At 71.8% G+C, this 25510-nt stretch carries 23 protein-coding genes; 10 read left to right on the top strand and 13 right to left on the bottom strand.

What is annotated here, in order from left to right:
• Positions 1–450: 450 nt before the first annotated feature.
• Positions 451–3636 carry a BTAD domain-containing putative transcriptional regulator gene (locus tag AB5J53_RS25465; RefSeq protein WP_369247969.1) on the top strand — a complete coding sequence of 1062 codons (3186 nt, stop codon included), beginning with the start codon at positions 451–453 and terminating at the stop codon, positions 3634–3636.
• Here the strand turns inward: AB5J53_RS25465 and AB5J53_RS25460 are convergent.
• From AB5J53_RS25460 to AB5J53_RS25450, 3 genes are all read right to left on the bottom strand, one after another.
• A complete protein-coding gene (locus tag AB5J53_RS25460; protein WP_369247968.1) occupies positions 3614–4408 on the bottom strand; it encodes an ABC transporter permease in 795 nt (264 codons plus the stop codon). The genes AB5J53_RS25465 and AB5J53_RS25460 overlap by 23 nt on opposite strands.
• Positions 4405–5388: an ATP-binding cassette domain-containing protein gene (locus AB5J53_RS25455; protein WP_369247967.1), complete on the bottom strand. Its 984-nt coding sequence runs from the start codon at positions 5386–5388 to the stop codon at positions 4405–4407. Before AB5J53_RS25455 ends, AB5J53_RS25460 begins: the two co-directional genes overlap by 4 nt.
• Positions 5389–5743: 355 nt before the next feature.
• Positions 5744–5998: a hypothetical protein gene (locus tag AB5J53_RS25450; protein ID WP_369247966.1), complete on the bottom strand. Its 255-nt coding sequence runs from the start codon at positions 5996–5998 to the stop codon at positions 5744–5746.
• A gap of 254 nt (positions 5999–6252) precedes the next feature.
• Here AB5J53_RS25450 and AB5J53_RS25445 point away from each other — a divergent pair, with 254 nt between their 5' ends.
• Positions 6253–8277, top strand: coding sequence for a cell wall-binding repeat-containing protein (locus AB5J53_RS25445; RefSeq protein ID WP_369247965.1), 2025 nt, complete (start codon positions 6253–6255; stop codon positions 8275–8277).
• Positions 8278–8347: 70 nt separating this feature from the next.
• Here AB5J53_RS25445 and AB5J53_RS25440 read toward each other — a convergent pair whose 3' ends face one another.
• From AB5J53_RS25440 to AB5J53_RS25415, 6 genes are all read right to left on the bottom strand, one after another.
• A complete protein-coding gene (locus AB5J53_RS25440) occupies positions 8348–9349 on the bottom strand; it encodes an MASE1 domain-containing protein (protein WP_369247964.1) in 1002 nt (333 codons plus the stop codon).
• 82 nt (positions 9350–9431) lie between these two features.
• Positions 9432–10325 carry a PP2C family protein-serine/threonine phosphatase gene (locus AB5J53_RS25435; RefSeq protein WP_369247963.1) on the bottom strand — a complete coding sequence of 298 codons (894 nt, stop codon included), beginning with the start codon at positions 10323–10325 and terminating at the stop codon, positions 9432–9434.
• A gap of 166 nt (positions 10326–10491) precedes the next feature.
• Positions 10492–10935 carry a hypothetical protein gene (locus AB5J53_RS25430; protein ID WP_369247962.1) on the bottom strand — a complete coding sequence of 148 codons (444 nt, stop codon included), beginning with the start codon at positions 10933–10935 and terminating at the stop codon, positions 10492–10494.
• A 6-nt stretch (positions 10936–10941) separates the two neighbouring features.
• Positions 10942–11511 (bottom strand): hypothetical protein, encoded by a 570-nt coding sequence (locus tag AB5J53_RS25425; RefSeq protein WP_369247961.1) that lies wholly within the window; start codon positions 11509–11511, stop codon positions 10942–10944.
• 15 nt (positions 11512–11526) lie between these two features.
• Positions 11527–11889 (bottom strand): DUF952 domain-containing protein, encoded by a 363-nt coding sequence (locus AB5J53_RS25420; RefSeq protein ID WP_369247960.1) that lies wholly within the window; start codon positions 11887–11889, stop codon positions 11527–11529.
• Between the two features lie 91 nt (positions 11890–11980).
• Positions 11981–12592, bottom strand: coding sequence for a TetR/AcrR family transcriptional regulator (locus tag AB5J53_RS25415; protein ID WP_369247959.1), 612 nt, complete (start codon positions 12590–12592; stop codon positions 11981–11983).
• A gap of 152 nt (positions 12593–12744) precedes the next feature.
• On the opposite strand from AB5J53_RS25415, the gene AB5J53_RS25410 reads away from it, so the two are divergent.
• The 3 genes from AB5J53_RS25410 to AB5J53_RS25400 are packed head-to-tail and all read left to right on the top strand — an operon-like array spanning position 12745 to position 15467.
• A complete protein-coding gene (locus AB5J53_RS25410) occupies positions 12745–13203 on the top strand; it encodes a cupin domain-containing protein (protein WP_369247958.1) in 459 nt (152 codons plus the stop codon).
• Between the two features lie 40 nt (positions 13204–13243).
• Positions 13244–14044: an alpha/beta fold hydrolase gene (locus AB5J53_RS25405; protein WP_369247957.1), complete on the top strand. Its 801-nt coding sequence runs from the start codon at positions 13244–13246 to the stop codon at positions 14042–14044.
• 13 nt (positions 14045–14057) lie between these two features.
• The gene (locus AB5J53_RS25400; RefSeq protein WP_369247956.1) at positions 14058–15467 is read left to right on the top strand and encodes a DHA2 family efflux MFS transporter permease subunit; all 1410 of its coding nucleotides are present in this window, start codon (positions 14058–14060) and stop codon (positions 15465–15467) included.
• A gap of 1 nt (position 15468) precedes the next feature.
• Here the strand turns inward: AB5J53_RS25400 and AB5J53_RS25395 are convergent, their stop codons facing one another.
• The 3 genes from AB5J53_RS25395 to AB5J53_RS25385 are packed head-to-tail and all read right to left on the bottom strand — an operon-like array spanning position 15469 to position 19034.
• The gene (locus AB5J53_RS25395; protein ID WP_369247955.1) at positions 15469–18018 is read right to left on the bottom strand and encodes an FtsX-like permease family protein; all 2550 of its coding nucleotides are present in this window, start codon (positions 18016–18018) and stop codon (positions 15469–15471) included.
• Positions 18019–18021: 3 nt separating this feature from the next.
• Entirely contained in the window at positions 18022–18795 is a 774-nt protein-coding gene (locus AB5J53_RS25390; RefSeq protein ID WP_369247954.1) for an ABC transporter ATP-binding protein, read from the bottom strand.
• Complete coding sequence (locus AB5J53_RS25385; protein ID WP_369247953.1) at positions 18792–19034, bottom strand: hypothetical protein; 243 nt, start codon at positions 19032–19034, stop codon at positions 18792–18794. Before AB5J53_RS25385 ends, AB5J53_RS25390 begins: the two co-directional genes overlap by 4 nt.
• Before the next feature lie 565 nt (positions 19035–19599).
• Here AB5J53_RS25385 and AB5J53_RS25380 point away from each other — a divergent pair.
• From AB5J53_RS25380 to AB5J53_RS25365, 4 genes are all read left to right on the top strand, one after another.
• Complete coding sequence (locus AB5J53_RS25380) at positions 19600–20805, top strand: sensor histidine kinase (protein WP_369252457.1); 1206 nt, start codon at positions 19600–19602, stop codon at positions 20803–20805.
• A gap of 1 nt (position 20806) precedes the next feature.
• The gene (locus AB5J53_RS25375) at positions 20807–21466 is read left to right on the top strand and encodes a response regulator transcription factor (protein WP_369247952.1); all 660 of its coding nucleotides are present in this window, start codon (positions 20807–20809) and stop codon (positions 21464–21466) included.
• Positions 21467–21966: 500 nt separating this feature from the next.
• Positions 21967–22593: a hypothetical protein gene (locus AB5J53_RS25370; RefSeq protein ID WP_369247951.1), complete on the top strand. Its 627-nt coding sequence runs from the start codon at positions 21967–21969 to the stop codon at positions 22591–22593.
• Positions 22594–22745: 152 nt separating this feature from the next.
• Positions 22746–23450: a DUF899 family protein gene (locus AB5J53_RS25365; RefSeq protein ID WP_369247950.1), complete on the top strand. Its 705-nt coding sequence runs from the start codon at positions 22746–22748 to the stop codon at positions 23448–23450.
• A gap of 80 nt (positions 23451–23530) precedes the next feature.
• Here the strand turns inward: AB5J53_RS25365 and AB5J53_RS25360 are convergent, their stop codons facing one another.
• Entirely contained in the window at positions 23531–24271 is a 741-nt protein-coding gene (locus AB5J53_RS25360; RefSeq protein WP_369247949.1) for a GntR family transcriptional regulator, read from the bottom strand.
• A gap of 81 nt (positions 24272–24352) precedes the next feature.
• Here AB5J53_RS25360 and AB5J53_RS25355 point away from each other — a divergent pair, with 81 nt between their 5' ends.
• Positions 24353–25444, top strand: coding sequence for a DUF1152 domain-containing protein (locus AB5J53_RS25355; RefSeq protein ID WP_369247948.1), 1092 nt, complete (start codon positions 24353–24355; stop codon positions 25442–25444).
• The last annotated feature ends 66 nt before the right edge of the window (positions 25445–25510 follow it).

Genomic DNA, 25510 nt, shown 5'->3' with positions numbered 1-25510 from the left:
TCAGCGGCCTGGGGCTTGTGTATTGGTGGGCCGTTTCGGCGTTTGGCCGACGGACCTGCACCCGAGGATCGGGCACGCGGAGCGCACGAGCACCTCGGGGTGCGGCCCGCTCAGGTTGTAGCACGGCGCTGACCTGCGACTTCACGTCGACCATTGGCAGGTCCGCGCGGTGAGAGCACTCAGCCCGCCCGTCCCGAACGGCGCCGGACGCCTACCGCGCATCGCGCATCTCGACACGAGGGGACCAAGTCCCTTGCGAGAGCGGGCGCTTGGCCGCAGAGAATCAGCGGACGCGGACGGACTCGGCGGCGCCCAAGTGGTGCTCCGTGATCTCACTGCCGGCATCCCATGGGCGTCGCAGCGTGGACCCACGCCAGGCGAGGCGGCCTGGGCGCCGGTGGCCTCGCGGTCCCTCGGTGTGCCCGGCATTCTGCTGGCTAATCTTCAGGCATGACCACCGAGTTGGCTCTGCTGTCCCGAGTCGCCTATCGCGGGCGGGAGATCACCGCGCCCCGGCTGCGCGGGCTGTTGGCGTTGCTCGCCGAGGATCCGCGCGCCGGCTGCAGCACCGGTCGGCTGGTGGAGGGGCTGTGGCCGGACGAGCTGCCGGAGCGGCCGGGCAAGGCGGTGCAGGTCCTGGTGTCGAGGCTCAGGTCGCAGCTGGGTGCCGAGCTGATCGTGAGCACACCGACGGGGTACCGGCTGGCGCTCGACGAGGCGCGGGTCGACAGTTCCGCGCTGCTGCTGTGCGAGGCGGCGAGTGCCGAGCGGGCGCGGGCCGGGGATCACGAAGGCGTCCTGGCGCAGGCCGAGGCCGGCCTGGCGCTCTGGGACGGGAGCGTGGACGCCGGGGCGGGCGAGGACCTGCACGATCCGGTGGTGGCGCTGCGCGCCGACCGGGTCCGCGTTCGTCGTGCGCTGGTCCGCTTCCGGTCGCTCGCGCTCGCCCGGGTGGGGCGGCGGGAGGAGGCGGCGGCGCCGCTGGCCGGGCTGGCCCGGGAGCTGCCGCGGGACGAGGAGGTGCTGGCGGAGCTGTTGCGGTGTGAGGCCGCGACCGCCGGGCGGGCCGCGGCGCTGACCCGGTACGACGCCTACCGCCGCAGGTTGCGGGACGAGCTGGGGACCGATCCGGGGCCCGGACTCAGGTCCGTGTACCAGGAGTTGGTGCGAGCGGACGTGCCGACGGTCCGGCAGGGCGTGCCGCACGAGCCGAATCCTCTGCTGGGGCGGGATGCCGACGTCGCCGCCGTGGGCGAGTTGCTGCGCACGGTCCGGGTGGTCACGGTCGTCGGTGCCGGTGGGCTGGGCAAGACCCGTCTCTCCCACGCCGTGAGCCGGGCGGCCCCGCAGCCCGTGGTGCATTTCGTCACCCTGGCCGGTGTCCTCGCCGATGACGACGTCGCCGGCGAGGTGGCCTCGGCCGTCGGTGCCGGGGAGGGCGGGCGGTTCAGCGGGGGCGGGGATGTGGTGAGCGGCATCGTCGCCGCGCTGGGCGCCGGGCCCGCGCTGCTGGTCCTTGACAACTGCGAGCAGGTGATCCCCGGCGCGGCGGATCTCGTACAGGCGCTGGTGTCGCGGTCGAAGGAGCTGCGGGTCCTGGCCACCAGCCGGGCTCCGCTGGGGCTGACCTCGGAGTCCGTGTACGCCCTGCCGGAGCTTTCGCTGGCGACGTCGGTCGAGCTCTTCGGGCAGCGGGCGCGGGCCGCCCGGCCCGGCGTGGAACTGCCCGCCGTCCAGGTGGCCGAGATCTGCCGCCACCTGGACGGGCTGCCGCTGGCCGTCGAACTCGCCGCGGCCCGGGTCCGGGTGCTCTCCGTGGCCGACATCTCGCGCCGGCTCCGGGACCGCTTCGCGCTGCTGCGGGGCGGCGCCCGCGACGCGCCCGAGCGGCATCGCACGCTGCAGGCCGTGGTCGAGTGGAGCTGGAATCTGCTGGAGGCCGACGGGCGGGCCGCGCTGCGCGCGCTGTCGGTGTTTCCCGGGGGCTTCACCGAGGACGCGGCTCAGTGCGTGCTCGGCGAGAGCGCGGACGCGCTGACTCTGCTGGAACAGCTGGCCGGTCAGTCCCTGCTCAAGGTGGGCGAGGGTCCTTCCGCGGGTCCTTCCGCGGGTCCTTCCGGGGTGCGTTTCCACATGCTGGAGACGCTGCGGGAGTTCAGTGCCGCCCGGCGCGCCGAGGCGGGCGAGGAGGAGGCGGTGACCGGCCGGTTCCTCCTCTGGGCCCGGGACTTCGGGCGTGCGCACCACGACGCGCTGTTCCGCGGCGACCCGGTGCCCTCGTGGTTCCGTATGCGGGCCGAGCAGGACAACCTGGTCCTGGCCCTGCGGTACGCGCTGGCCCGCGCCGACGGGCCCACCACCGCGGCGCTCACCGCCGTGCTGGCCTCCCTGTGGGTCACCGACTCCAACTACGCCCGACTCGTCGCGTTGTGCGCCGAGACCGGCGGCCCGCTGTCCCGTTTCCACCCCGGCCCCGAGAACCCCGAGGACGTGGAGGCGGCCCGCAGCGCGGCGGCGGTGTGCACGGGGGCCCTCTTCGTGGGCCTCGGCCCGCACGCCGTACGGCAGCTCGTCACCCTGCGCCGGCTGCCGCCCGCCCCGCCGGACACGATCGTGCGGGCGATGGCCGTCGTGCTGTCCGCCACCCCGGAGATACGCCCGCCGGAGTACACGCGACTGCAGGAGCTCTGCGCGTCCGACGCGCCCCTGCTGGCGGGCACGGCGTGGGGCGTCGCCAGTTACGTATGGGAAGCCGAGCACGAGTCGGAGCGCGCGCTGGAGTGCGCCCGCCGGATGCCCGACACGTTGGGGGCACTGGGCAATCCGGCCATGCAGCTGCTCAGTCATGGGCGGATCAGCGAACTGTGCATGCAGTCCGGGGGTGGCGCGGAGGCGTACGACCATCTGCGGGCCGCGCTGAGCACCCTCGACGAGTTCGACGGCTGGCCCGACTCGATCGGCGTCCGCTGGGGGCTGGTGCTCGCCTGTCTGCAGCGCGGGGAGGTCGACGAGGCGGAGTACTGGCTGGGACTCGCGGCCCTGGACCAGCAGCCGGAGTCCGCCCGGATCTACGCTCCCGATCTGGCGGCCCGGGCGGAGATCGCGCTGGCCCGGGGGCTGACCGAGGTCGGGCTCGGGCTGTGGCGCCGGGCGGTCGAGCGGATCCGGGAGGACAGCGTGCTGCTCGCCGGCGATCCGTTCGTGGATCCATGGGCGCTGCAGGTGCAGTCGGCCGCGCTGGCGGCGCATGCGCAGCACGGCCGGCTCGAACCGGTGGCCTCGCTGGCCGGGCAGCTGCGGGAGCGGCTCCTCGGGATGCTGTCCGGCTCTTCGGGAGACGGCTCCGCGGGGGACAGGTCTCAGGTGGAACTGTCGGTGTACGGCACGGCGTTGCTGGCTCTCGGCTTCGCCGAGCTGGCCGGGGGCGACACGGCGGCCGTACGGCTGGTGGCGCTGGCGGAGCGGATGCCGGCGGTACGGGAGTTCCCCACCTTGTCCCTGGCCCGGTCCCGGCAGGCTGCCGAGAACGCCGACAGGGCGGCCTACGACGACGCGAGGTCGACGTACGCCACCCTGAAACGGGAGGAGCTGCGGGCGGCCGCACTGCGCGAGCTCAGTTCCGCGGCTCGCGGTTGAACTTCGCCTTGGACCACAGGTAGCCCAGCACCGTCATCCCCAGGCACCAGGCGACGGCCAGCACCGCGTTCTTGGTGCCGATCCCGCTGCCCAGCAGCAGCCCGCGCAGGGTCTCGATGCACGGCGAGAACGGCTGGTACTCGGCGAACCAGCGGAACCAGCCCGGCATGGCGTCCACCGGCACGAAGGCGCTGGACAGGAACGGCAGCATCACCAGGGGCGTCCCGATGTTGCTGGCCCCCTCGGGGTTGGGGCTGATCAGGCCGATGCCGACCGAGAGCCAGGTCAGCGCGAGGCTGACCAGAGCCATCAGCACGGCCGCCGCGATCCACTCCACCGGCGTCGCGTCGGGCCTGAAGCCGATGGCCAGTCCGATGGCCAGGACCAGCACCAGAGCCATCAGCGTCTGGATCACGCTGCCGATCACATGGCCGATCAGCACGGAGGCGCGGGAGATCGCCATGGTGCGGAACCGGGCCATGATGCCCTCGGTCATGTCGGTGCACACGGCCACCGCGGTGCCGAGCGAGGTCATGGCCACGGTCAGCAGAAGGATGCCGGGGACGAGGTAGGCGACGTAGTCGGCACGGTCCGCGTGACCGCCGGTGATGCCGGCGCTCATCACGTTGCCGAAGACGTAGACGAACAGCAGCAGCAGGATGACCGGGGTGAGCAGGAGGTTCAGGGTGAGGGAGGGGTAGCGGCGCGCGTGCAGGAGGTTGCGCCGCAGCATGGTGAGGTTGTCACGGAAGGCGTACGAAGCGGTACTCATCGGACGGTCTCCTTGTCGGCGTTCTTCTCGGCGTCGGTCTCGGCGGGGACGGGGCTGCCGGTCAGGGCGAAGAACACGTCGTCCAGGTCCGGGGTGTGCACGGACAGCTCGTCGGCCTCGATGCCGGCGGCGTCCAGCCAGTCGAGGATGGCGCGCAGCTCGCGCTGGCTTCCGTCGCTGGGGATCTGCAGGGTGAGCGCCTCGTCGTCGCGGGTCGTCTCGCGCAGTGCGGTCGCCGCCTGCTCGTACGCCACCGGGTCGGAGAAGCGCAGCCGTACGTGACCGCCGGGGACGAGCCGCTTGAGCTCCTCGGCACTGCCCTCGGCGACGAGCCTGCCGCCGTTGAGCACCGCGATGCGGTCGGCGAGCTGGTCGGCCTCGTCCAGGTACTGAGTGGTGAGGAAGACGGTGGTACCGCCGGAGACCAGCTCGCGGATGATCTGCCACATGGTGTGGCGGGAGCGCGGGTCGAGACCGGTGGTCGGCTCGTCGAGGAAGATGATCCGCGGGCTGCCGACCAGGGTCATGGCGATGTCGAGGCGGCGCTTCATGCCGCCGGAGTAGGTGGAGGCGGGCTTCTTGGCGGCCTCGGTGAGGTCGAAGCGCTCCAGCAGTCCTGCGGTGACCTGCCGTCCCTCGCGCTTGGACAGGTGGTGCAGGTCGGCCATCAGGAGCATGTTCTCCTCGCCGGTGATCAGGCCGTCCACGGCGGAGAACTGACCGGTGACACCGATCGCGGCCCGGACGGCCTGGGCTTCGGCGGTGACGTCGTGTCCGGCGATCCGCGCCTGTCCGCCGTCGGCGGAGATCAGCGTGGACAGGATGTTGACCACCGTGGTCTTGCCGGCGCCGTTCGGCCCGAGGAGGGAGAAGATCGTGCCGGCGGGCACCTGGATGTCTATCCCGTCGAGGACGGTCTTGTCCCCGTAGGACTTCCGCAGCCCGGTGGCCGCGATCGCGGGTTCGTGGTTCGTCGTCATGCCGCAGAGCTTGCGGGCGGGGCGGTTCAGAATGGCTTCAACCCGGTTTCAGCCCTCCGGAGAGAGCTTCAGAGCGCTGAAACTTGCAGTTCAGCAGCGTCGTACGTCCTGGAGAACCGGCATGCGACGCGCGGCAGCAAGAAGCCGAGTCCGCAGAGGCCTTGTCGAACTTCTCAAGCGGATGTCGCAGGTTCGATCCTGCCGGGGGCACCAGCGCAAAGGCCCCGGACCGGTCACGGTCCGGGGCCTTTGACATCCACCTTTGACATGAACACAAGCGGCCACTGATGGCCAGGCGGGCGCCGGGCTCATGGCCCGGGCGCCGAGCCCCCATTCGGTGAGCTACGCGACGCTGCTACCAACCGCCGTGATCGCAGCCCATTTCGGAACCGACGTGGGTGTGCTGCGCGCCTGGGCTGCCGTCGTCGTTGACCCCGATCAGGCCGTTGAAGAGCCCGACGTTGCCGAGGAGGTTGAGGTCCAGGTCGTGGGACTTGCACCCGCCGCCATGCATGCTTTCCCCGCCATGGGCGGTGGCGGTGCCGGTGCCTATGAAGCTGATGCTGGCAATGATGGCGGCCGCAACAGCGGCCTTGTGGAGCTTGCGCATTTGTCCTCCTTGGTCGAGTAGAGCGCACCATTAAAAGATCCACTTTGCGCTCATTTCGGAGGCTAATCCGATATCTCCCCACAGCGCTCATCGGGGGCGCCATCCGGGGGGCTCCGAGGCTCAACCGGTCATGGTGACCCCCGCCTTCACAGATGTCAGTGCCTGCCACTAATGTTTCGCCGCTGCCGTACGGACGCTGTCCGTTCACCTCGGGGGAGGGGCCCGGCGGCCATTCATTCACTTGTGGGGGCACATTGAACGCGCGTACGCGTCGCAGATCCGCGGCGCTCACCACCGTCGCCGCGCTCGCGGCGGGGCTCCTCGCCACGCTTCCGGGGCAGGCCTCGGCCGCCTCCGGCAGCTGGCCCGCCATCGACGGGAAGCTGCTGTACACGGACGTCGGCGGACAGCTGGCCTTCGTCAACCCCGACGGGACCTCGTCGAACTCGTTCCACCCGACCGGTAACCAGGGCGCCTGGTCCGCCGACGGCAGCCAGGTCGCGTTCGTGAACCCGTACGACGACCACGTCCGCACGGCATGGGCCGACTCGGAGGACACCGGGATCGACATCGCCATGCCTGCGGGCAGCGGCTGGCATCCGAAGGATCCGACGTTCTGGTACGGGGGCGGCGGCATCGTCTTCGCGGCGGGCGGCCGACTGCGGCTGACCGCGGCCGACGGAACCCGCGCGCCCAAGGCGCTGTTCGGCACCGATGTCGACGGCTGCGACTCCAAGCCCAGCGGCGCGGTCAACGGCACGCTGGCCTTCGTGCGTACCGGCACGAGCTGCACCACCACCGGCACGCCCGCCGTGTGGGTCTACAACGGCCGTACCGGGGCGTTCACCAAGCTCGCCGCCAACGCCAACGAGCCGAGCATCTCCCCCGACGGCACGGCGGTGGCCTTCACCCGCACGGTCGACGGGCACAAGCAGCTCTTCAGCGTCAAGACCGACGGCACCGGGCTCACCCAGCTCACCACGGACGCGACCGACCACAACCGGCCCGCCTGGTCGCCGCAGGGCAACCGGATCGCGTACGACATCTACTTCACCGGCAGCCCGGACACCGGCCCCAGCGGCCCGCAGGTCTGGATCCACGACCTCGGCACGGGCACGGAGACGCAGGTCCCCCAGGGCGACGGCACGGACGTGGCCTGGCAGCCGATCCGGGACAACGCGATCTCCCGTGTCTGGGGCTCGGACACGTACGACACCAACATCGCCGCGTCCAAGTGGACCTGGAACACCGTCGGTACGAGCACCCCTGGCCTGATGAACGCCGGCGCGGCCGTGCTCATCAGCAAGTCCGACGCGGCATACGCCACCACCGCGACGTCGCTGGCCGGCAAGAAGCGCGGGCCGGTGCTGATGACCTCCGGCACGGGCCTGGACGCCTCGGTGCAGACGGAGCTCAAGCGCATGCTGCCGAAGGGCAAGACCGTCTACCTGGTCGGCGGCACCAAGATCCTCAGCAGCGCGGTGGCGTCCAAGGTGACCTCACTCGGATACACGGCCAAGCGGCTGTCGGACGTCTCGCGCTACTCCACCTCGGTGGCCGTGGCCAAGACCATCACCAGCGCGCCGAAGTACGTCTTCCTGGCGACCGGCACCGACTACCACAACGCCCTCGCGGCGAGTTCCGCCGCCGGTTCCCTGGGCAGTTCGGGGACCGCGGTCGTCCTGCTGACCGAGGGTTCGACCATGACCGCGTCGGTCTACGGCTACCTCAACAAGTACAGCCCGAGCACGACGAGGATCATCACGGTCGGGACCGACGCCGAGTCGGCCCTGGCCAAGGCGTACAACGCGGGCAAGATGCCGAACTGGCCCAGCAAGTACACCTATTACCGTGTCGCCGACGGCACACCGCAGTCGAACGCCCGGCAGCTCGCCCAGTTCTGGTGGTCGCTGCCGTCGGACGCCGCGGTGGCCTCCGTGAGCAGCTGGCGCGGCGGGGTCTCCGCGTCGTCGGCGATGACCACCTTCGGCCCGCTGCTGTGGACCGAGACCACCTCACTGCCGTACGACACCAAGCGGTACCTGATGTGGATGTCCTCGAGCCTGCACCACGTGGCCGTCTTCGGCGGCACGAGCTCGGTCGACGCGTCGGTCCTCCCCAAGATCGGTGCGGCCATCGGCGTGGGTACCCACTACGTCTACAGGCCGTACTACAAGGGTGTGGCGCCGCAGAGCACGGCTGCTCAGCCGCTGCCCAGCAGCACCGTGTCCGCTCCGAGCCCGGACCTCGCGCCCCTGCGGGTGACGGCCACGAGGTAGTCCTCACGTCCCCGGCGGGCGCGTCCGGCAGTTTGCCGGACGCGCCCGCCGGGGCGTTTCGTACCGAGCGCTACGTCCGGTGATCGCGTCCTTTCGGGCGGGAGGACGGCCACTGATGGAGCGTCTCGTCCGACGCGAGCCGGGACAGTGCTTCCGTCAGGCGCTCGCAGGCCTCTTCGATCTCCCGGAGGGTGCGGTTCCGCTCGGTGACGATCGCCGAGAGCAGAAGGGCCGTCAGTGACACGGTGCCGTTGAAGGCCTGCAGGATGACCATCTTGGCGAGGAGGTCGTGACCGGAGAACGGGCCCGACCCGACGGCGCCCGCGTCGATCGCGATCACGGAGGCGATCAGCACACAGGGCGCGGCGCCCGCCAGCTGGAAGCGGAAGGCCGCCCAGATCAGGAAGGGGACGACGAGAAAGAGAAGTTCGATCGAGCTGTGCGTGACCGCCGCGGTGACCGCTGCCGTGCCGCCCAGCAGGGCCACCGCCTCGGCCCAGCGGAGGACAGGCGCGCCGCGTGGCCATCGGGCGCCGCGCAAGGCCAGCAGGAACGGCGCGATGACCAGGACCCCCATCGCGTCGCCCGTCCACCACACCGACCAGGTCGGCCAGAAATCCTGGGCTTTCAGCGCGCCGGAGGCCACCAGGACCCCAGTGCCGAGCGTCGCGCTGATCAGCATCCCGCTCAGCGCCCCGAGGAAGACCAGCGCCAGCGCGTCCTGCAGCCGGTCGAGTTCGGTACGGAACCCCACACGCCGCAGGAGGAGGTAGGCGCAGATCGGGGCGAGCGTGTTGCCGGCCGCGATGGCGAGCACGGGGAGGATCGACGGCCCGAGCATCACATTCACCAGGAACGCCCCGAGAGCGATCCCTGGCCACATGCGAAGGCCCCACAGCATCAGGACGACGAGAGCGATGCCGGTGGGCGGCCAGAAGGGCGTGACCTGCCCGCGCACCAGTTGTTGCTGCAGCCCGATCTTGGCGCTGACGTAGTAGGCGGCCGCAACGGCAGCCAGCCGCAGGCCCTCGGCCGTGTACCGCCGGAGCCTCTCCCTGCGCGCCACGTCCATCACCCCCGCCCGCCCCAGGTGACACACCGGGCGAGGCGCGCCGCACCGGGGTCGCACATGTCGCGCATGTCGTGCATGCCGCTCATTCTTCGCCCTGCCGCTGCTCCTGTCGCCCTCCGTAGCGCTGTGCGTCCCGGAGCCCTCCGTAAGGCTCGTCCCGGAGCCCTCCGTAGCGAAGGACAAGAACCGCGGCGTCGTCGCTGTGGCCGGTGAGGTCCGCCACCTTGATCACCTGTGCGGCCAGCTCGTCCGGGTCGGTGCGACAGGAGCCGGCGACCAGTTCGGCCACCTGCTCGAGCCCTTCGTCGATCGGGTAGTCGGGGCCTTCCACCACACCGTCGGTGAGCAGCACGAACGCGCCCACGTCGGTGAGCAGTCGGCGGGTCGACCGGTAGCTCTCGCCGGCGTGGATGCCCAGCGGCAGGCCGCCGTCAGTCAGGACGATGTCGCAGCGGCCGGCCGCCGTGGCCCAGACGGCGGGGACATGCCCTGCGCGGGCGTCGGCGAGCTCGCACGTGACCGGGTCGAAGCGCAGGAACGAACAGGTGACGAACAGCCCGCAGTCCATGGCCACGAGCAGGTCGTTGGTGCGCCGGAGCACTTCCGCCGGGTCCGTGGTGGCGATGGCGACGGCGCGCAGACAGGTGCGCACCTGTCCCATGAGAGCCGCGGCCTCGACGTCGTGGCCCTGTACATCGCCGATCACGAATCCCACCGAGCCGTCCGGCATGAGGAAGCCGTCGTACCAGTCGCCGCCTATGTCCAGCCCGGCCCGTGCAGGTGCGTACCGTCCCGCCACGTGCAGGTAGGGCAGAACCGGCAGCTCGGCGGCGAGGACCTGGCGCTGCAGCGCGGCAGCGAGTTCCACACGGGCCTGCTGGACCTTGATCCGGTCCAGTATCCGGCCGGTGAGATCACCGAGCGTGTTCAGCAGCTCTGCTGCGCCACTGGACGAATCGGTGCGGCGGCGAGGCATGGCATCACACTCCGGGTTTTCGGAGTTGCCCCGTATGTCACGGTTTCACCGTACCCCTGCCACAGGCAGCTCATCCTGCCGGCACACGGCGCTGGCGCCGCTGCGACCAGCGAAGACAGCACCTGAGGGGCCGTCGTCCCGCAGTGCGGCTTCCGACCGGCGATCTTCAGTGCGGCTTCCGACGGCGATCGAGGAGAGCCTTCGCCGCCGATGGCACGGCGACGGCCACCCCCACGTACATCAGCCCGCGGGCCCAGAACGAGGCGATGAGCTCCTGTGGATCCCCGTCCGGCATGGTTCGGCCCCAGAAGCAGGTCACGCGGGGCGGGAACGCCTCCACCGTCACGTGGTCGAGGGCGTAGTCGCGCATCGTGTCCATGTACGCCCCGTCGCCGGTCTTCGAGGCGCACAGGTCCAGAGGGTGAAGGAACGCGAGCCCGTACACCGTCGCCGCACCGTATCCGGCCACCGCCGGCATCATGCCGATGGCCGCCCACCGTTTCGCCGGAGACGGGCGACGGGCCCGCGTCCCCCACAGGTACAAGGCGACGGCGACCGGCGTGAGCACGAGGGTCACGATCGGCGAACCGAAGAACGCGAGCCAGTCCACCGCCGGTCACACCACCTTCGCCACGCCGAGGAGAACGTACGGCAGCAGGACGGCGGGCAGGGTCAGCAGGCGCGGCTTGAGCGCGTGCCCGCGGGACAGTGGCCTGAACACGTCGAAGATCAGGACCAGCAGCAGTACGAAGGCGCCCGTCACGACGAGAACGCCCAGGACACCCCCGCTGTGGTCGATCTGGTCGTACGTGCAGCCGTCCAGGTCGGTGCGGTCGAGGTCTTCCAGACCGCAGTGCCCGTATGCGGCGTACCACCGGGCACACAGCATGACGGCGATCGCCGGAACACCGATCAACAGGTTCACCAGCAGCGGAGCCCAGAACCGGCGGATCACCGCTGCCACTTCGACGAGGACAGCGGGGCGGGCGGGGGTGGTGGTGCGCATCCGGCAACCCCACCAGGACCCGGAGAACCCGCCTGTGGCGGAAGCCACTCCTCCGGTCACAGGCATGTCACAGAAGCGCCGCGTGATGGAGGAGTCCTTCGTCCAGCCCGTGGCCGCCGACGACCACGCGCGGCTGACCGGCGCGCCGAGCGAGATCCACAAGGCGCTGCGCGCGGACACCCGACCGACCGTCCGTCAGCCGGCGTCCTCCAGCCCCGTCGCCCGGCCTTCCTCGTCCCAGCGGACCTCCAGGACGCGCACGACGGCGTCGCGGTTGACCGGCCCGAACACGTGCGGGAACAGGGTGCTCTCGGCGACCCCGGGCGGCGGAGCGGGGACGGCCGCCTCCCATTCGCACGTCGCGGTGAGCCCGTCCTCGTCGAGGAGCAGCGCCAGCAGCGGCCTGGGAGTGGTGCGGTAGAACGTGTTGACGATGGTGAGCGTCGTCTCCTCGTCGGGGGAACAGTGGACGAAACCGTCCTCCGCGAGGGAAGCGGGTGCGTACGGCTGATCGGGGCTGGCGTTCCACTCGTCGAGCGGTACGACGTGATAGATCATGGCCCGGTTATACAGCAGCGGTACGACCGACCAGCGGCCCTGGTCCAAAGCCTGTTTCGCATGAGCCAACGCGCCTCGGATTCACCACGGTTCAGCGCCGCGCCGCGCGGACCGCCGCTTCGGTCAGGGTGGTCGCGGTCCGTACGGCGCTGGTGACCGCCTCGTCGGGGTCGAGCCCGCACAGGTCGGTGAGAGAGAACAGGGCCTCCGCGCTGACGACCACCGCGAGGTCCCGCTCGAGCTGGGCGAAGGCGTCCGGATCCGTCGCCCCCAAGGTGTCCTGGAGGGGGACGAGCGCGTGGTCGATGAGGCCGAAGCGGATACCGGGTCGCGCGGTCACCGTCTCGGGGCGGGTGATGGTGGCGGCGATCATCGCGCGCACCGCGCCCTGGCGGGCGAGTATGCCGCGGAGCAGGAACTCGCAGGCGAAGGCGACGCGTTCGACGGGGTCGCGGGAGTCCGCCACCGGTCGGAGCGCGTCGGCGGGCGCGGGCCAGATGCCGGCCAGGGCTTCGCTGATCAGTGACGGAAGGTCGGGGAAGTACCGGTAGGCGGTGGCCTCGGAGACCAGGGCCGCTCGGGCGATCGCGGGCATGGTCACCTCGACGCCCGTGCCGATGAGTTCGCGGGCCGCCTCGACGATCGCCGTGCGCGTGCGCTTCTTCTGGTTGCTGCGGCCGGTGTCCGTCTGTGTCGTCGCCATCGGTATGCCTGTCCTCGCCTCTGCCGGTCCGCCCATCCCCCATCCACGAGCACTTTACCACTGCCGACTCTCGTTATGAGAGTTCACTTGCATAACGAGAACAGTCTCCCTAAGCTCGCTCCTGAGAGCGAACTCTCACGAAGGAGGCGGCAATGAACGAGGTTTCCGTGGTCGGCCCGGACGGCGGTGAGACGATCCAGCTGGGCCCGACCCAGATGCGCATCCTCGAGGACGGGAGCACCACCGGGCACCGGATCGGGATCGGTGAGATCACCCTCGCCCCGCACACCCAAGGCCCGCCGCAGCACCGTCACGCCCAGCACGACGAGGGCTTCTACGTCGTCTCCGGCACCGTGCACTTCACCATCGGGGAGACCACGCACAGCGCCCCGGCCGGCACGCTCGCGATGATCCCGCCCGGCGCCCCGCACACCTTCGCCAACCTCGGCGACGAGCCGGCGGTGATGCTCAACACCTTCACGCCCGACCTGTACGTGCAGTACTTCCGCGACCTGCGGGACATGATCGCCGGCGGCCGGGAGATGGACGCCGAGTCGACCGCCGAGGTGATGAGCCGTTACGCCACCGTTCCCGCCACCGACTTCGCCTGACCGGCCGACTCCCCACTCCCGACTTCCCCAAGGAATCACCATGCCCAGCACCGTCCACGCCCTCAGCCTCCCCTCCGGCGAGCTCGACGTCACCGTCGACGACCGGGGGCAGGGGCACCCCTTCCTCGTGCTGCACGGCGGCGGCGGCCCGCAGACGGTCGCGCCGTTCGCCGGGCTGCTCGCCGCACAGCGGCCGGCCAGGGTCCTCACCCCGGTGCACCCCGGCTTCGGCGGCACGGCCAGGCCCGGCTGGCTGACCGACGTCGCGACCCTCGCCCAGGCCTACGTACAGCTGCTGGACGAACTCGGCCTCACGGACGTCACCGTCCTCGGCAACTCCATCGGCGGCTGGATCGCCGCCGAAATCGCCCTGCTCGGCAGCGACCGGATCAGCGGCGTCGTCCTCGTCAACGCCGCCGGCATCAAGGTCCCCGGCCATCCCATCGCCGACACCTTCTCCCTCACTCCCGCCGAGCTGTCGCGGCTCGCCTTCCACGACCCCGCGAAGTTCGCCGTCGACCCGACCACCCTCCCGGAGGCCGCCCGCGCGGTGATGGCCGCAAACCGCGCAGCCCTAGAGGTCTACTCGGGGCCGTACGTCATGGAGGACCCCACCCTCCGCGAGCGCCTGGCCAAGGTCACGCACCCGGCCCTCGTGGCGTGGGGCGAGAGCGACGAGGTCTGCGACGCCGAGTACGGGCGGGCGTACGCGGCGGCCATCCCGGAGGCCCGGTTCGAGCTTCTGCCCGACACCGGCCACATGCCCCAGATCGAGACGCCCGAGCAACTGCTGACCGTGGTCTGGGACTTCGCCGACTCCCACGCCACGAACCGGCCCTGAAGGGAAGCGTCCCGTGTCCCGACCCCGCGGCGGCCGACGGACGTCGGTCCTGGCCGTCTGCTGTCTGAGCGTCCTGCTCGTCAGCCTCGACACCACCGTCCTCAACGTCGCCCTGCCCGCCGTCCAGCGGGACCTCGGCTCCTCGGTCTCCGGGCTGCAGTGGACGCTGGACGCGTACACCATCGTGCTGGCCTCGCTGCTGACGGCGGCCGGCTCCACGGCCGACCGGGTCGGGCGGCGGCGGGTCTTCCAGCTGGGCCTGGTGCTGTTCACCGGTGCCTCGGCGCTGTGCAGCCTGGCGCCCACCACGGGGTGGCTGGTGGTCTTCCGCATGGTGCAGGCGGTGGGCGGCTCCATGCTCACCCCGGTCGCCATGGCCATCCTCGCCAACACCTTCCCGGAGCCACGGGAGCGGGCGCGGGCGATCGGTGTGTGGGGTGGGGTGGTCGGCGTCAGCATGGCGGCCGGGCCGGTCCTGGGCGGCGTACTGGTGCAGTCGGTCGGGTGGCGGTCGGTGTTCTGGCTGAATGTGCCGATCGGGCTGGGCGCCCTGGTCCTCACCGCGCTGTTCGTGCCCGAGTCCCGCGCCGCCCGGGCCCGTCGCGCGGACCCGGTGGGGCAGTTGCTGGTGATCATCCTGCTCGGCGCGCTGACGTACGCCGTCATCGAGGGCCCCGGCGAGGGCTGGACCTCACCGCTGATCGTGGCCTGCCTGGTCGCCTCGGCGGGCGCGCTCACCGGGCTCGTACCGTACGAGAGCCGGCGCGCCGAACCGCTGATCGATCCGCGGCTCTTCCGCAGCGCGCCGTTCAGCGGGGCCATACTCACAGCCGTCTTCGCGTTCGCCGCACTCGGCGGCTTCCTGTTCTCCAATGCCCTCTACCTGCAAGGCGAGTTGGGGCTCAGTCCGCTGGAGGCAGGGCTGCGGCTGCTGCCGATGGCGGTGCTGTCGCTGGTGTGCCCGCCGCTGTCCGGGCGGATCGTGGGCAGCCGGGGCCCGCGGGTGCCGCTGCTGGTCGCCGGGGCCGGTATCACCGCAAGCGGTGTGCTGGCCGTGCTCGTCACCCGCTCCGCCCACCCCTCGTACGTCCTGCTGGCCCTGACGTACACGCTGTTCGGTCTCGGCTTCGGCTTCGTCAACGCGCCGATCACCGACACGGCGGTGGCCGGCCTGCCGCGCGACCGGGCGGGGGTGGCCGCCGCGGTGGCCGCGACCAGCCGGCAGGTCGGCTCCGCGATCGGCATCGCGGTGATCGGCGCCGTGGTCGCCGCCGGGTCGAGGGCCGCGGCCTGGTGGATCATTGCCGGGTGCGGCCTTGCCGTACTCGCCCTGAGTGCGGTGACGTCCGGCCGCGGGGTCACCCCCGACAGAGCCGGACGCATCGCCGCCGGGCAGCCACATCTCGCCGTGGACGCGAGCTGAGTCACTGTGCGCGGATGGCGTCCGCGGGTGGCATGCGCAGGGCCTGCCGGGTGGGGAGTTCGATGGTGAGGAACGCCGTGACGGTGACCGTCAGGGCGAGGGCGGGCAGCAGCCACACCGGGCCTGCGGGCCAGGGGCGGTCGAGGAAGCCCTGTCCCAAGAGGGCGAGGGGCACGGCGGACAGCAGCAGGGCCGTGGTGAGCGCGGTGGCGGCGATCACCGCTGCCTCGCGTCGCATCATCGCGCGGATCTGGCGGGGGGTCGTCCCGTTCAGGCGCAGGGCTCCCAGCTCGACCCGGCGCTGGGCGGTCGCCGCGACGAGCTTGTTGGCGATGCTGAGCAGCAGGTAGACCAGCAGGACCACGATCGTGGCCAGGTTGATCCACACCTCGGGCGGTGCGTCCTTCAGACCGTCCCCGGCCGTGGGGGTCGTGTCCTCGAGCGCCAGGCCCGGTTGGGACGCGGCGAGGGCGGTCAGGGCCTGCCGGGCGGTCGCCGTGCCGTCCGTGCGGATCAGGATGCTCTGGTCGAGCCCCGTCGTGGTGTGGCCGGCCGCCAGGTCGTGGGACAGAACGACCGTGCCGAAGCCGAGGCCCCGGGCGTAGACGGCGACCACCTTGGCGTCGACCCTCGCACCGTCTCCGAGGACGAGACTCACCCGATGACCCACTGATGCGGAGCGCGAGCGGGCGACGTCGCTGCTGACGGCGATGGTGGCACCGGTGAGACGGTCCAGGCTCCCGTCCCGTACGTCGAGGTCGAGGACGTCCGCCGCATCCGGGGTGAGGATCATCGCGGAGCCGGACTCGGTCTCCGTGTCCCCGAACTGCTTGTACGCCCACACCACAGTGGTGTTACCGACCGGAGCCGCCGCCCGTACACCGCTCGTCTTCCGTACGTCGGCGAGCGTGCCGTCGGGCAGCCCGCCCAGGCCCGGTGCGCTCAGCCGCTGCTGGGCGAGGGTGCCGGTGCGGGTGTCGTCCGCGGTGGCGGCCAGCACGGTGGTCTGGGTGAAGGTGTAGGTCAGGGCGAACACGACCGCCATGGCCAGGGTGCTGACGATCCCCGCGTTGCGCAGGGCGTAGGCGCGGACGTTGGCCATCGCCAGCCAGGTCGCGGCGGAGGCGCCGGACCGTGTGCGCCGGGCCGCGGCGTTCCCGATGCCCCGGACGAGGGCCGGGCCGGCCAGGGCCAGGCCGATCGCGCCGAGAATGCCCGCGAGGGACGTGGCCGTCGCACCGAGGACCGTACGGGAGAAGAGCGGCAGGGCCGACATGGTGGTCGCGGCGACGATGACCAGCAGGCCGATACGCGTCCGGGTCCGCGACGGATCGCGCGGCTCGCTGCGCGATTCGGCGACCGCCTCGGTGGCCGGCATCCGCGACGTGCGCCACGCCGAGCCCCGGGCCGACACCTGCACGGCCAGGGCCATCAGCAGGATCGTCGCGAGAGCGGGCAACGGGCTGATGGTCAGCGGGAGTTCGGACGGGACGACCCCGCGGTCCGCCAGCAGTCCGCGGAACTGCCCGGCCAGCAGATAGCCGAGCGCCACACCGGGTACGAGGGCCACGGCCGCGACAACGGTCGACTGGGCGGCGGCAAGCCGCCGGATCTGCTTCGGAGTCGCGCCGACGGCCCGCATCAGCGCCAGGTCCCGGCGCTGCCCGGCGATCGACACGGCCAGCGCGCTCGCCATCACGAACCCGGTGATCAGCAGGATGATCCCGGCGAGCGAACCGGCGAGGAGGATCAGGAGGGAGCGCGACGCGCCCGCTCCGGGCGACACCAGGTCCCCGCGGCCCGCGCCGGTGACCGTCTCAAGACCGGTGCCCTTCAGCTTCGTACGGACCTCCGCGGCGACCCGTTCCTCGGAACCGGGTGCGGTGCGGAGGCCGATCAGGTCGACGGCTCCGGCGCGCGAGCCGCCCTCGCCGCCGTCCCGTCCGGACAGTCGTACGGCCGTCGTATCCGCGAAGAAGACACCGGCGCCCGGCGCGTCGACCACCGCCGAGACGCGGTAACCGGCGACGGGCCGGGCATTGGCGACGACCTGGACCCGGTCGCCCACCTTGACCCCCGCCGCGGCGGCGGTGGCACTGTCCACGGCGACCTCGTCGGACCCGGTCGGCCCGCTGCCGTCGACCTGCGCACCGTCCAGCAGTTTCGTCGAGGACCAGCCGTGCCCCGACGCCTGGGGGTCCCCGGCCGGTACGACCTGTCCGTGGGCGTCGACGAGCGCGGCGGGGAAGCCGATGTCGCCGACCGTGGCGGTGACGCCCGGCAGGTCGGCCAGTTCGCCGACCAGTTCGGCCGGGACCGTACGACGTTCAGGGAGCGCGATCGGCAGGTCGCCGGCCGGATGGAACTCCTGGTCGGCCGCGACGACGACGTCCGCGCCGGCGAGACGGCCGGCGGGCAGGTGGGAGCGCAGGCCGGACTCGGCCAGCACGCCGGTCCCGGTGATCAGGGCCGCGCCGCCGAGGACCGCACACGCGACGGCGATCAGCGCGGTGATCCGGTGCCGGACCAACTGTATCGCGAGACCAAGCATGGCTCAGGCCTCTCCCAACGCGACGAGACGGCGGGCCAGTTCAGGGGCGGTCGGCGCTTCGAGGGCCTCGACCACCCGGCCGTCGGCCATCACCAGCACGTGGTGCGCGCGGGCCGCGGCGGCCGGGTCGTGGGTGACCATCACGACCGTCTGACGCAGGTCGTTCACGAGGTCCCGCAGGAGGTCGAGGACCTCGTGGGCGCTGCGCAGGTCGAGCGCGCCGGTCGGCTCGTCGGCGAACACGACGGCCGGCTTGGCCACCAACGCCCGTACGACGGCGGCACGTTGCTGCTGACCGCCGGAGAGCTCGGCCGGGCGGTGGGTCAGCCGGTCGGTCAGCCCGACCCGTTCCACCAGCGTCCGCAGCCAGTCGTTGTCCGGGGTGCGTCCCGCCAGCCGCAGCGGCAGCGTGATGTTGTCCTCGATGCTGAGCGACGGGATCAGGTTGTACGCCTGGAACACGAACCCGACGCGCTCCCGGCGCAGTTCGGTACGGCGGGTCTCGTTCAGGCCGGCGATCTCGTGGCCGTCGATGCGGACGCTGCCCGACGTCGGGGAGTCCAGCCCGGCGGCACAGTGCATCAGCGTGCTCTTGCCGGAGCCCGACGGGCCCATCACGGCGAGGAACGTGCCGCGCTCCACCGTCAGCGACACGTCGTCGAGGGCGCGTACGCCTCCCGTGTAATCCTTGCTGACCTGGGCCAGGGCGATGGCGGACGTCGGCGCGTCGGGGGCGGTGATCGCAGAGCGGCGAGTGCGGGCGAAGGCGGCGTTCATCGACGGCCTCGCAGACTGCGCACGGCGAGGGTCCCCCCGCAGAGCACGGTGACCGCGCCGCAGGCCAGGTGCACCCAGGTGTCGGCGTCGCCGTAGGAGGCGGCCATGTTGGAGACCGCGCTGATCACGACCACGACCCAGAGCAGCGTGCGGAGGACGTCCCCGCGGGTGAGGCCGGGCGACGACGCGTCGTGCGTGCCCTCGGCGGTGGTGAGGCGGTAGGGGTCGGTGTGCGGCATGGGGGCTTCCTCCGTGGTCCTGACGCGGTGATGAGCGGTTGGTCCAGAGCGGTCCGGCTGTCGTCACCGACGCTATGGATCAGCACCCCTCCCGGCCGATCCCGCAGCCGGGCAGGTTCGGGGTACAGCAGGCTGTACTCCCCCGCCCTCTCGACTGACGGCGAACTGGGGCGCGGCATAAGGTCGTTCGCGAACTGGCGCGAAGGAAGGAAGGGGGGAGGGCGGATGGCGATCCCGCGGGACGCCGGGGCGGGTGGCCGGGGTGCGGGGGGTGGTGAGGGGCGGGGCGCGGCTCCGGGTGCGGGGGACGACTCCGGGCCAGGGTCCTGCCTCCGCTCCCGGCCCGAGCGCGGGACAGCGCCTGAGCGCGGAACAGGGGCCTGGCCCGGCTCCTGATCCGGGCGCGGGACAGGGACCGGGCTCGGCTCCCGGTGCGGAGGCGGGACAGCACCCGGGCGCGGGACATCGACCGGGCTCGGCCCCGGGCCCAGGCGCGGGACCGCACCCGAGTCCGGGTCAGGGTCAGGGTCAGGGTCAGGGCCTCAACGACACCGTCGTACGGACCCTGAGTGGCGCCGGCGCCGGGATCGGGCAGCTCGCCTCCGGGCTCGGTACGGCCCTGATGGCCCTGCTCGTGCTGGTCTGGCTGGCCGTCACCGCCGTGACGAGTCCGGTCGGAGCGGGGCTGCTCATGGCGCCCTCAGCGCTGCGCGCGCTGCATGCCCTGGCCGGCCGGGAACGCGAGCGGCTCGGCCGCTGGGGCCCCGAGGTCGTCGCCCCGGAACCTCCCCCGACGCGGCTGCGGCTCGCCCTCGTCGACCCCACCACCCGACGGGAACTGCGCTGGCTGGTCCGGCACGCCACCCTGGGGTTCCTGCTGGGGCTGGTCGGCGTCTTCCTGCCGGTCTCCGCCGTCCGCGACAGCACCTTCCCGCTGTGGTGGCGGTTCGCGCCCAAGGACGCGACCAGTACGTCGCTGGGGTTCGGCACCGCGCACTCTTGGCCGGACGCCCTCGCCGTGGCCCTGCTGGGCCTGGGCTGGATCACCATCATCCTGGGGCTCACCCCCGGCATGGCCGGGCTGCAGGCCCGGCCGGGACGCGGGCTCCTCGCGGCCGGCCCGGAAACGGACCTGTCTCTTCGTATCGTCGAACTCACCGCCACCCGTGCCGCCGCCCTCGACGCCCACGCCACCGAGCTGCGCCGCATCGAGCGGTCCCTGCACGACGGCACCCAGAACCGGATCGTCGGCGTCACCGTCCTGCTCGGCGCCGCCCGCCGCATGGTGGCCCGCGATCCGGCCGGCGCCGACGAACTCCTCGAACGCGCCCAGTCCGCCGCCGAGCAGGCGCTCGCCGAGCTGCGCACGGTTTCCCGGAGCATCCTGCCTCCGGTGCTGGCCGATCGGGGGCTGGCCGGCGCGCTCTCCGGTCTTGCCGCGAACAGCGCGGTGCCCTGCAGGGTCGACGTCGACGTGCCCGCGCGGTGTGCCGCCTCCGTGGAGGCCACCGCCTACTTCGTCGTCGCCGAAGCGCTGACCAACGTCGCCAAGCACAGCGGCGCCGCACACGCCACCGTCACGGCGCGCAGCCGCGGCGGCCGTCTCCTCCTGTGCGTCGAGGACGACGGCCGGGGCGGCGCGGACGAGGACGGCGGCTCCGGACTCACCGGCATCCGCCGCCGGATCGCGGCGCACGACGGCACCCTCTCCCTGGCGAGCCCGCCCGGCGGCCCGACAACCCTGAAGGTGGACCTTCCCTGTGGATCGTGACATGCGGATCGTGATTGCCGAGGACGACCCGTTGCTGCGCGAGGGGCTCGCCCTGCTGCTACGCGCCGAGTCCCTCGACGTGGTGGCCACCGCGGGCACCCCCGACGAGGCGCTGGCCGCCATCGACGAACACAAGCCGGACGTCGCCATCCTCGACGTACGGATGCCGCCGACCCACACCGACGAGGGGATCGTCGCGGCGGTCGAGGCCCGGCGCCGGCGGCCCGACCTGGCGGTCCTCGTGCTGTCCGCGTACGTCGAGCAGAGCTTCGCCACCGAGCTGCTCAGCGGGGGTGTGGGCGGCCTCGGCTATCTGCTCAAGGAACGCGTCGGGCGGGTGGAGGAGTTCCTGGACGCGCTGCGGCGGGTGGCCGCCGGGGGCACCGCCATCGACCCCGAGGTCGTCGCGCAGCTCTTCACCCGCTCCCGTCAGGACAGCCGGCTCGAACGGCTCAGCCCCCGCGAGCGGGACGTACTCGCCCTGATGGCCGAGGGGTTGGGCAACACCGCGATCGCCGAACGGCTCGTCGTCACCGAGGGCGCCGTCCACAAGCACATCCGCAGCATCTTCGCCAAGCTCGACCTGTCTCCGACGGACCAGGTGGACCGGCGGGTCGCCGCGGTCCTGCGGTATCTGGAGGACGTCCGCCGTCTGGCGTGAGTACAGCAGGCTGTACGACGAACTGGGCCGCCGGCCCAGAACGCCCTGATCGACAAGGAACTCTGCGCCGGCAAGCCGAAGCAGTGGACACATACGTCGCACATGCGAGGCCCTCAGGGGATTCGCGCAGGAGCATCACACGGGCTGCACACAGTCTTTCGAAAGACTCGTTAGGTTGCTGGCCATTCGATCCCACGTGCGAACGTGACCAGGTCGCGGCCCGACGGGGGCGACGACACGTCAACTCAGGAAGACCGCAGATGGACTACTGCTCCTCGTGTCGTCGGCATCTCAACGGCGCCCTGGTGTGTCCCGGGTGCGGTGCGTACGCTCCGGACATCGCTCCGGCCACGGCCGACGGTCGCACTGTCCCGGCCCGGGCCGCGCAGGCGACGACGGGCGCGGCGGCGTGGGAATTCACCTCTGAGGCGTGGCACGACGGCCGCCTTCGTGACGGGACAACGGGTCCTCGTGCCGGGACAACGGCGGTCGGGGCCGGCATGGACGAGGCCGCGCAGACCGGCCCGTCCGGCGATCTCATGGACGTACCGCCCGCGCCGCAAGGACGGGCGGCACGGCGTCGCCAGCGGGCCCGCTGGAAGAAGAACCAGCGCCGAGCCGTGGTCGCGACCGCCGTCGCACTCGTCGGAGGCGGTCTGACCGTCGCCGCGATGGGCCGGCAGTCCGCCGACCGAGCACAGGCGGCCACGGCGCCGGAGGTCCCGACCACGGGCACCGCGGAGGAACCGACGTCGCAGCACACCCGCCCGGCGGTGACCCCGCCCGACACTCACCGGTCCTCGTCCACTCCCCCCTCGCAGTCGCACGCGACCAACCTCCCGCGCGAGCAGTCCACCGCCACCCTGCCCCGCACCACTGCGCCGAGCGCAGGGCCTGCCACCACTGCCACCCCTCATACGCCCCGTACGACGGCGACGTCGGCCCCGCAGCCGACCGCCTCCCCGTCCTCCGGCGGATCGGTCCCCGACCACACCGGTACGGCGGCGCAGCAGACGTCCGCGCCCGCCGCCACCGCCGGCACGGACTCGGGATCGCCGCAGGCCGGCCCCGCGCCGGCAACGACTTCGCCGTCGGAGATCTGCCTGCTCGTGGTCTGCATCGGCTGACCGGGCCGGGCCACGCCTCCTGACCCGGCCGTGCTCGACTCCCGAACAGGACATGCGACGCGGGGGAACTCTGCGGACCGCGCGCGGCCGCCCTAGGCTTGAAGGACCGGTTCGGGGACGCGGGAGCCGGGGCCCCGGACCGGGGGCGGCGGATGGCCACCCAGGAGGACGCGATGGTGCGGCACACCAGACTGGCCGGGGAAACGGCGGACTACCTCGCCGCCCGCGAAGAGCTTCGCCTGGCCGAGATCGAGCTCATGCGCGGGCGCGAGCAGGTCGCGGCCCTGCGACGGGCACTCCCCGAGGGGCCGCCCGTCGACGACTACACCTTCGTCGAGGGCCCCGCCGACCTCGCCGCCGGCGACACACCCGTCCGCGAGACCACCCTGAGCAGCCTGTTCACCGCCCCGGACCGCCCGCTGATCGTCTACCACTTCATGTACGGCAAGCTGCAGACCGAGCCCTGCCCGATGTGCACCCTGTGGATCGACGGCTTCAACGGCATCGCCCACCACGTCGAGCGCAACGCCGACTTCGTCATCGCCGCGGCCGCCGACCCGCCCACCGTGCGGCAGCACGCCCGCAACCGCGGCTGGCACCGGCTACGCCTCCTGAGCTGCGGCGACAGCACGTTCAAGTACGACCTGGGCAGCGAGGACAAGGACGGCGAACAGGACTCCACCATCTCCGTCTTCACCCGCGACGGCGACGGAGCGGTCCGCCACTCCTACTCCGCTCACCCCCGCATGGCCGAGGACATCAAGGAACGAGGCATCGACCTCCTGGCCCCCGTCTGGCACCTCCTCGACCTGACCCCGCAGGGCCGCGGCGACTGGTACCCGAGCATCGACTACTGACGTCTCGGCAACGGCCGCGCGCTCGCAGCGATACGCGCCGTACCAGGCTCGCAGCGATGCGCGCCGAAAGGCGCGACTGTCTAGCCGATCGGGTAGCCCTGCTCGAACGCCCAACGGCCCGGCGGGTAGGTCGCCTCGGCGAACTCCAACGGTCGGTCCTGCAGGTCGTGGACGACGTGATGGACGATCAGGACAGCTGCTCCGGGCTCGAGTTCGAGGTCGACCGCCTCGCCCTCGGTTGCCCGACGCGCGCACAAACGGTCTTCGGCATAGCTTCCTTGACGCCCCGTCACGCTCTCGACGTACAGGAGCGTCCCCTCCTGAATCAGGTCGAGCTCACGGAGCTTGGGGGCACGCTCTGCGACATCGGCCCCGAACCAGGACGTGGAGATCGCGATCGGCCCGGTCTCGTTCCTGGTCACCCGGCGCCGGTGAACAGCCCTGGCTCCGGGTGTCAGGCTCAGCGCCTCGGCAACGTGGTCGGGAGCCGCCAGCCAGCCGGCCGAGGTGATCACCGCGTACTCGCCCGGCGGATGGATCCTGCCGGTCTGCCTGGCCCGGCCGTAGAACTCCCGGGCACGCCGGTTCGCGGCGCCTGTGCGCACGTAGGTGCCCGATCCCTGCCGCTTCTCGACCAGCCCCTGATGACGCAGCGCCTCCAGCGACCGAGCGGCCGTCGGCCGTGACACGCTCCAGTCGGCCGCCAATCTGCGTTCCGAGGGGACCTCGTCGCCGGGCCGAAGGTCGCCCCGCAGAATCTGCTCGCGGATGTAGTGCGCGATCTGCAGATACTTGGGCCGGGTCTCTTCGATCTGCGGCATCGGAGCCCCTTGTCCAAGTGGCTATTACCACTAGCCACTATAAGGTGAGTGGCCAGTACGCGAACCCGTACGCTGACGAGGGTGACGCGCTTGATCGTGGCAGCCGGAGGCGGGGGCGACGCCGTCGCCGCCTCAATGCTCTACGCGGCCCTCTACGCGGACGGCGGCCGTCCGGCGCTGATCCTCACCTACGCGTGGGACCGCCAGCTGATCGATCCGGTGCCGGGGCCACGAGGGCCGGCTCACTTCACCGGCCTCCGGCCCCTCTCTCGAAGCGTCCGGACCGTCCCCGCCGAGGCGAAGCCGATCGCTCCGGCGAACTCGACGCTCCCCCGCTTGGCAGGCGAACTGCCGCACATCTTCGCCCTGCTCGATCCGCTGCACGGCGCCGAGGGCATCACGCGTCAACTCGAAGAGCTCATCCAGCTCCTGGACCCCGAGTCCCTCGACCTCCTGGACGTCGGCGGCGACATCCTCGCCAAGGGCGACGAACCCACCCTTCGCAGCCCTCTCGCCGACGCCCTCACTCTGGCCGCGTGCTATCAGGTCAACGCACCGGTGCGGCTCTTGGTCGCCGGCCCCGGGCTGGACGGCGAGCTCCCGGCCGAGGACCTGCGCGACCGCATGGGCCCCACGGTCCTGACGTTCACGGCCGAGCATGTCGAACCAGTCGGCTCGGTACTGGAGTGGCACCCGTCCGAGGCGGCGGCCATGCTGGCGGCCACAGCCCGCGGGGTCCGCGGCCTCTGCGAAGTCAGGGACGTCGGCCTGCCGGTCCCGCTCACCGACGAAGGCCCCACCGTCCACGAAGCGGACCTGGACGACGCCCTCAATCGCAACGAGCTTGCCCGCGCCCTCCTTGAGACGGAGAGCCTCGAGGAGGCCGAACAGGCCAGCCGCGCAGTCTGCGGCTACTCGGAGATCGACTACGAGCGGAACAAGTCCGGTCGGCTGCCGGGCCGACCGGAACAGCGGCTCGACCCGGACAGCACGCTCCGTCAACTCGACCGGTTCGAGGCCGACGCCCGCGCCCGAGGCATCACCCACGTGACGTTCCGCAGGATCACCGAGGCACTCGGACTCGGCGACCAGCAACGCCAGGACCTCAGGTCACTCCTGCTCAGCAGCCGTCCGGAGCAGTACCAGGCCCCGCTCTGGCACATCCCCGCCTGACCGAACCAGCTCGCCGAACAGTGCCCCCGACCTCACCGCGCCCCGACAGCCGAATCACCTCCGCCT

Origin of the sequence: Streptomyces sp. R41 (assembly GCF_041053055.1) — a bacterium.
Classification (GTDB): Bacteria; Actinomycetota; Actinomycetes; order Streptomycetales; family Streptomycetaceae; genus Streptomyces.
Note: the sequence above shows the minus strand (reverse complement) of the source record. Positions and strands in the feature narration are given on the sequence as shown.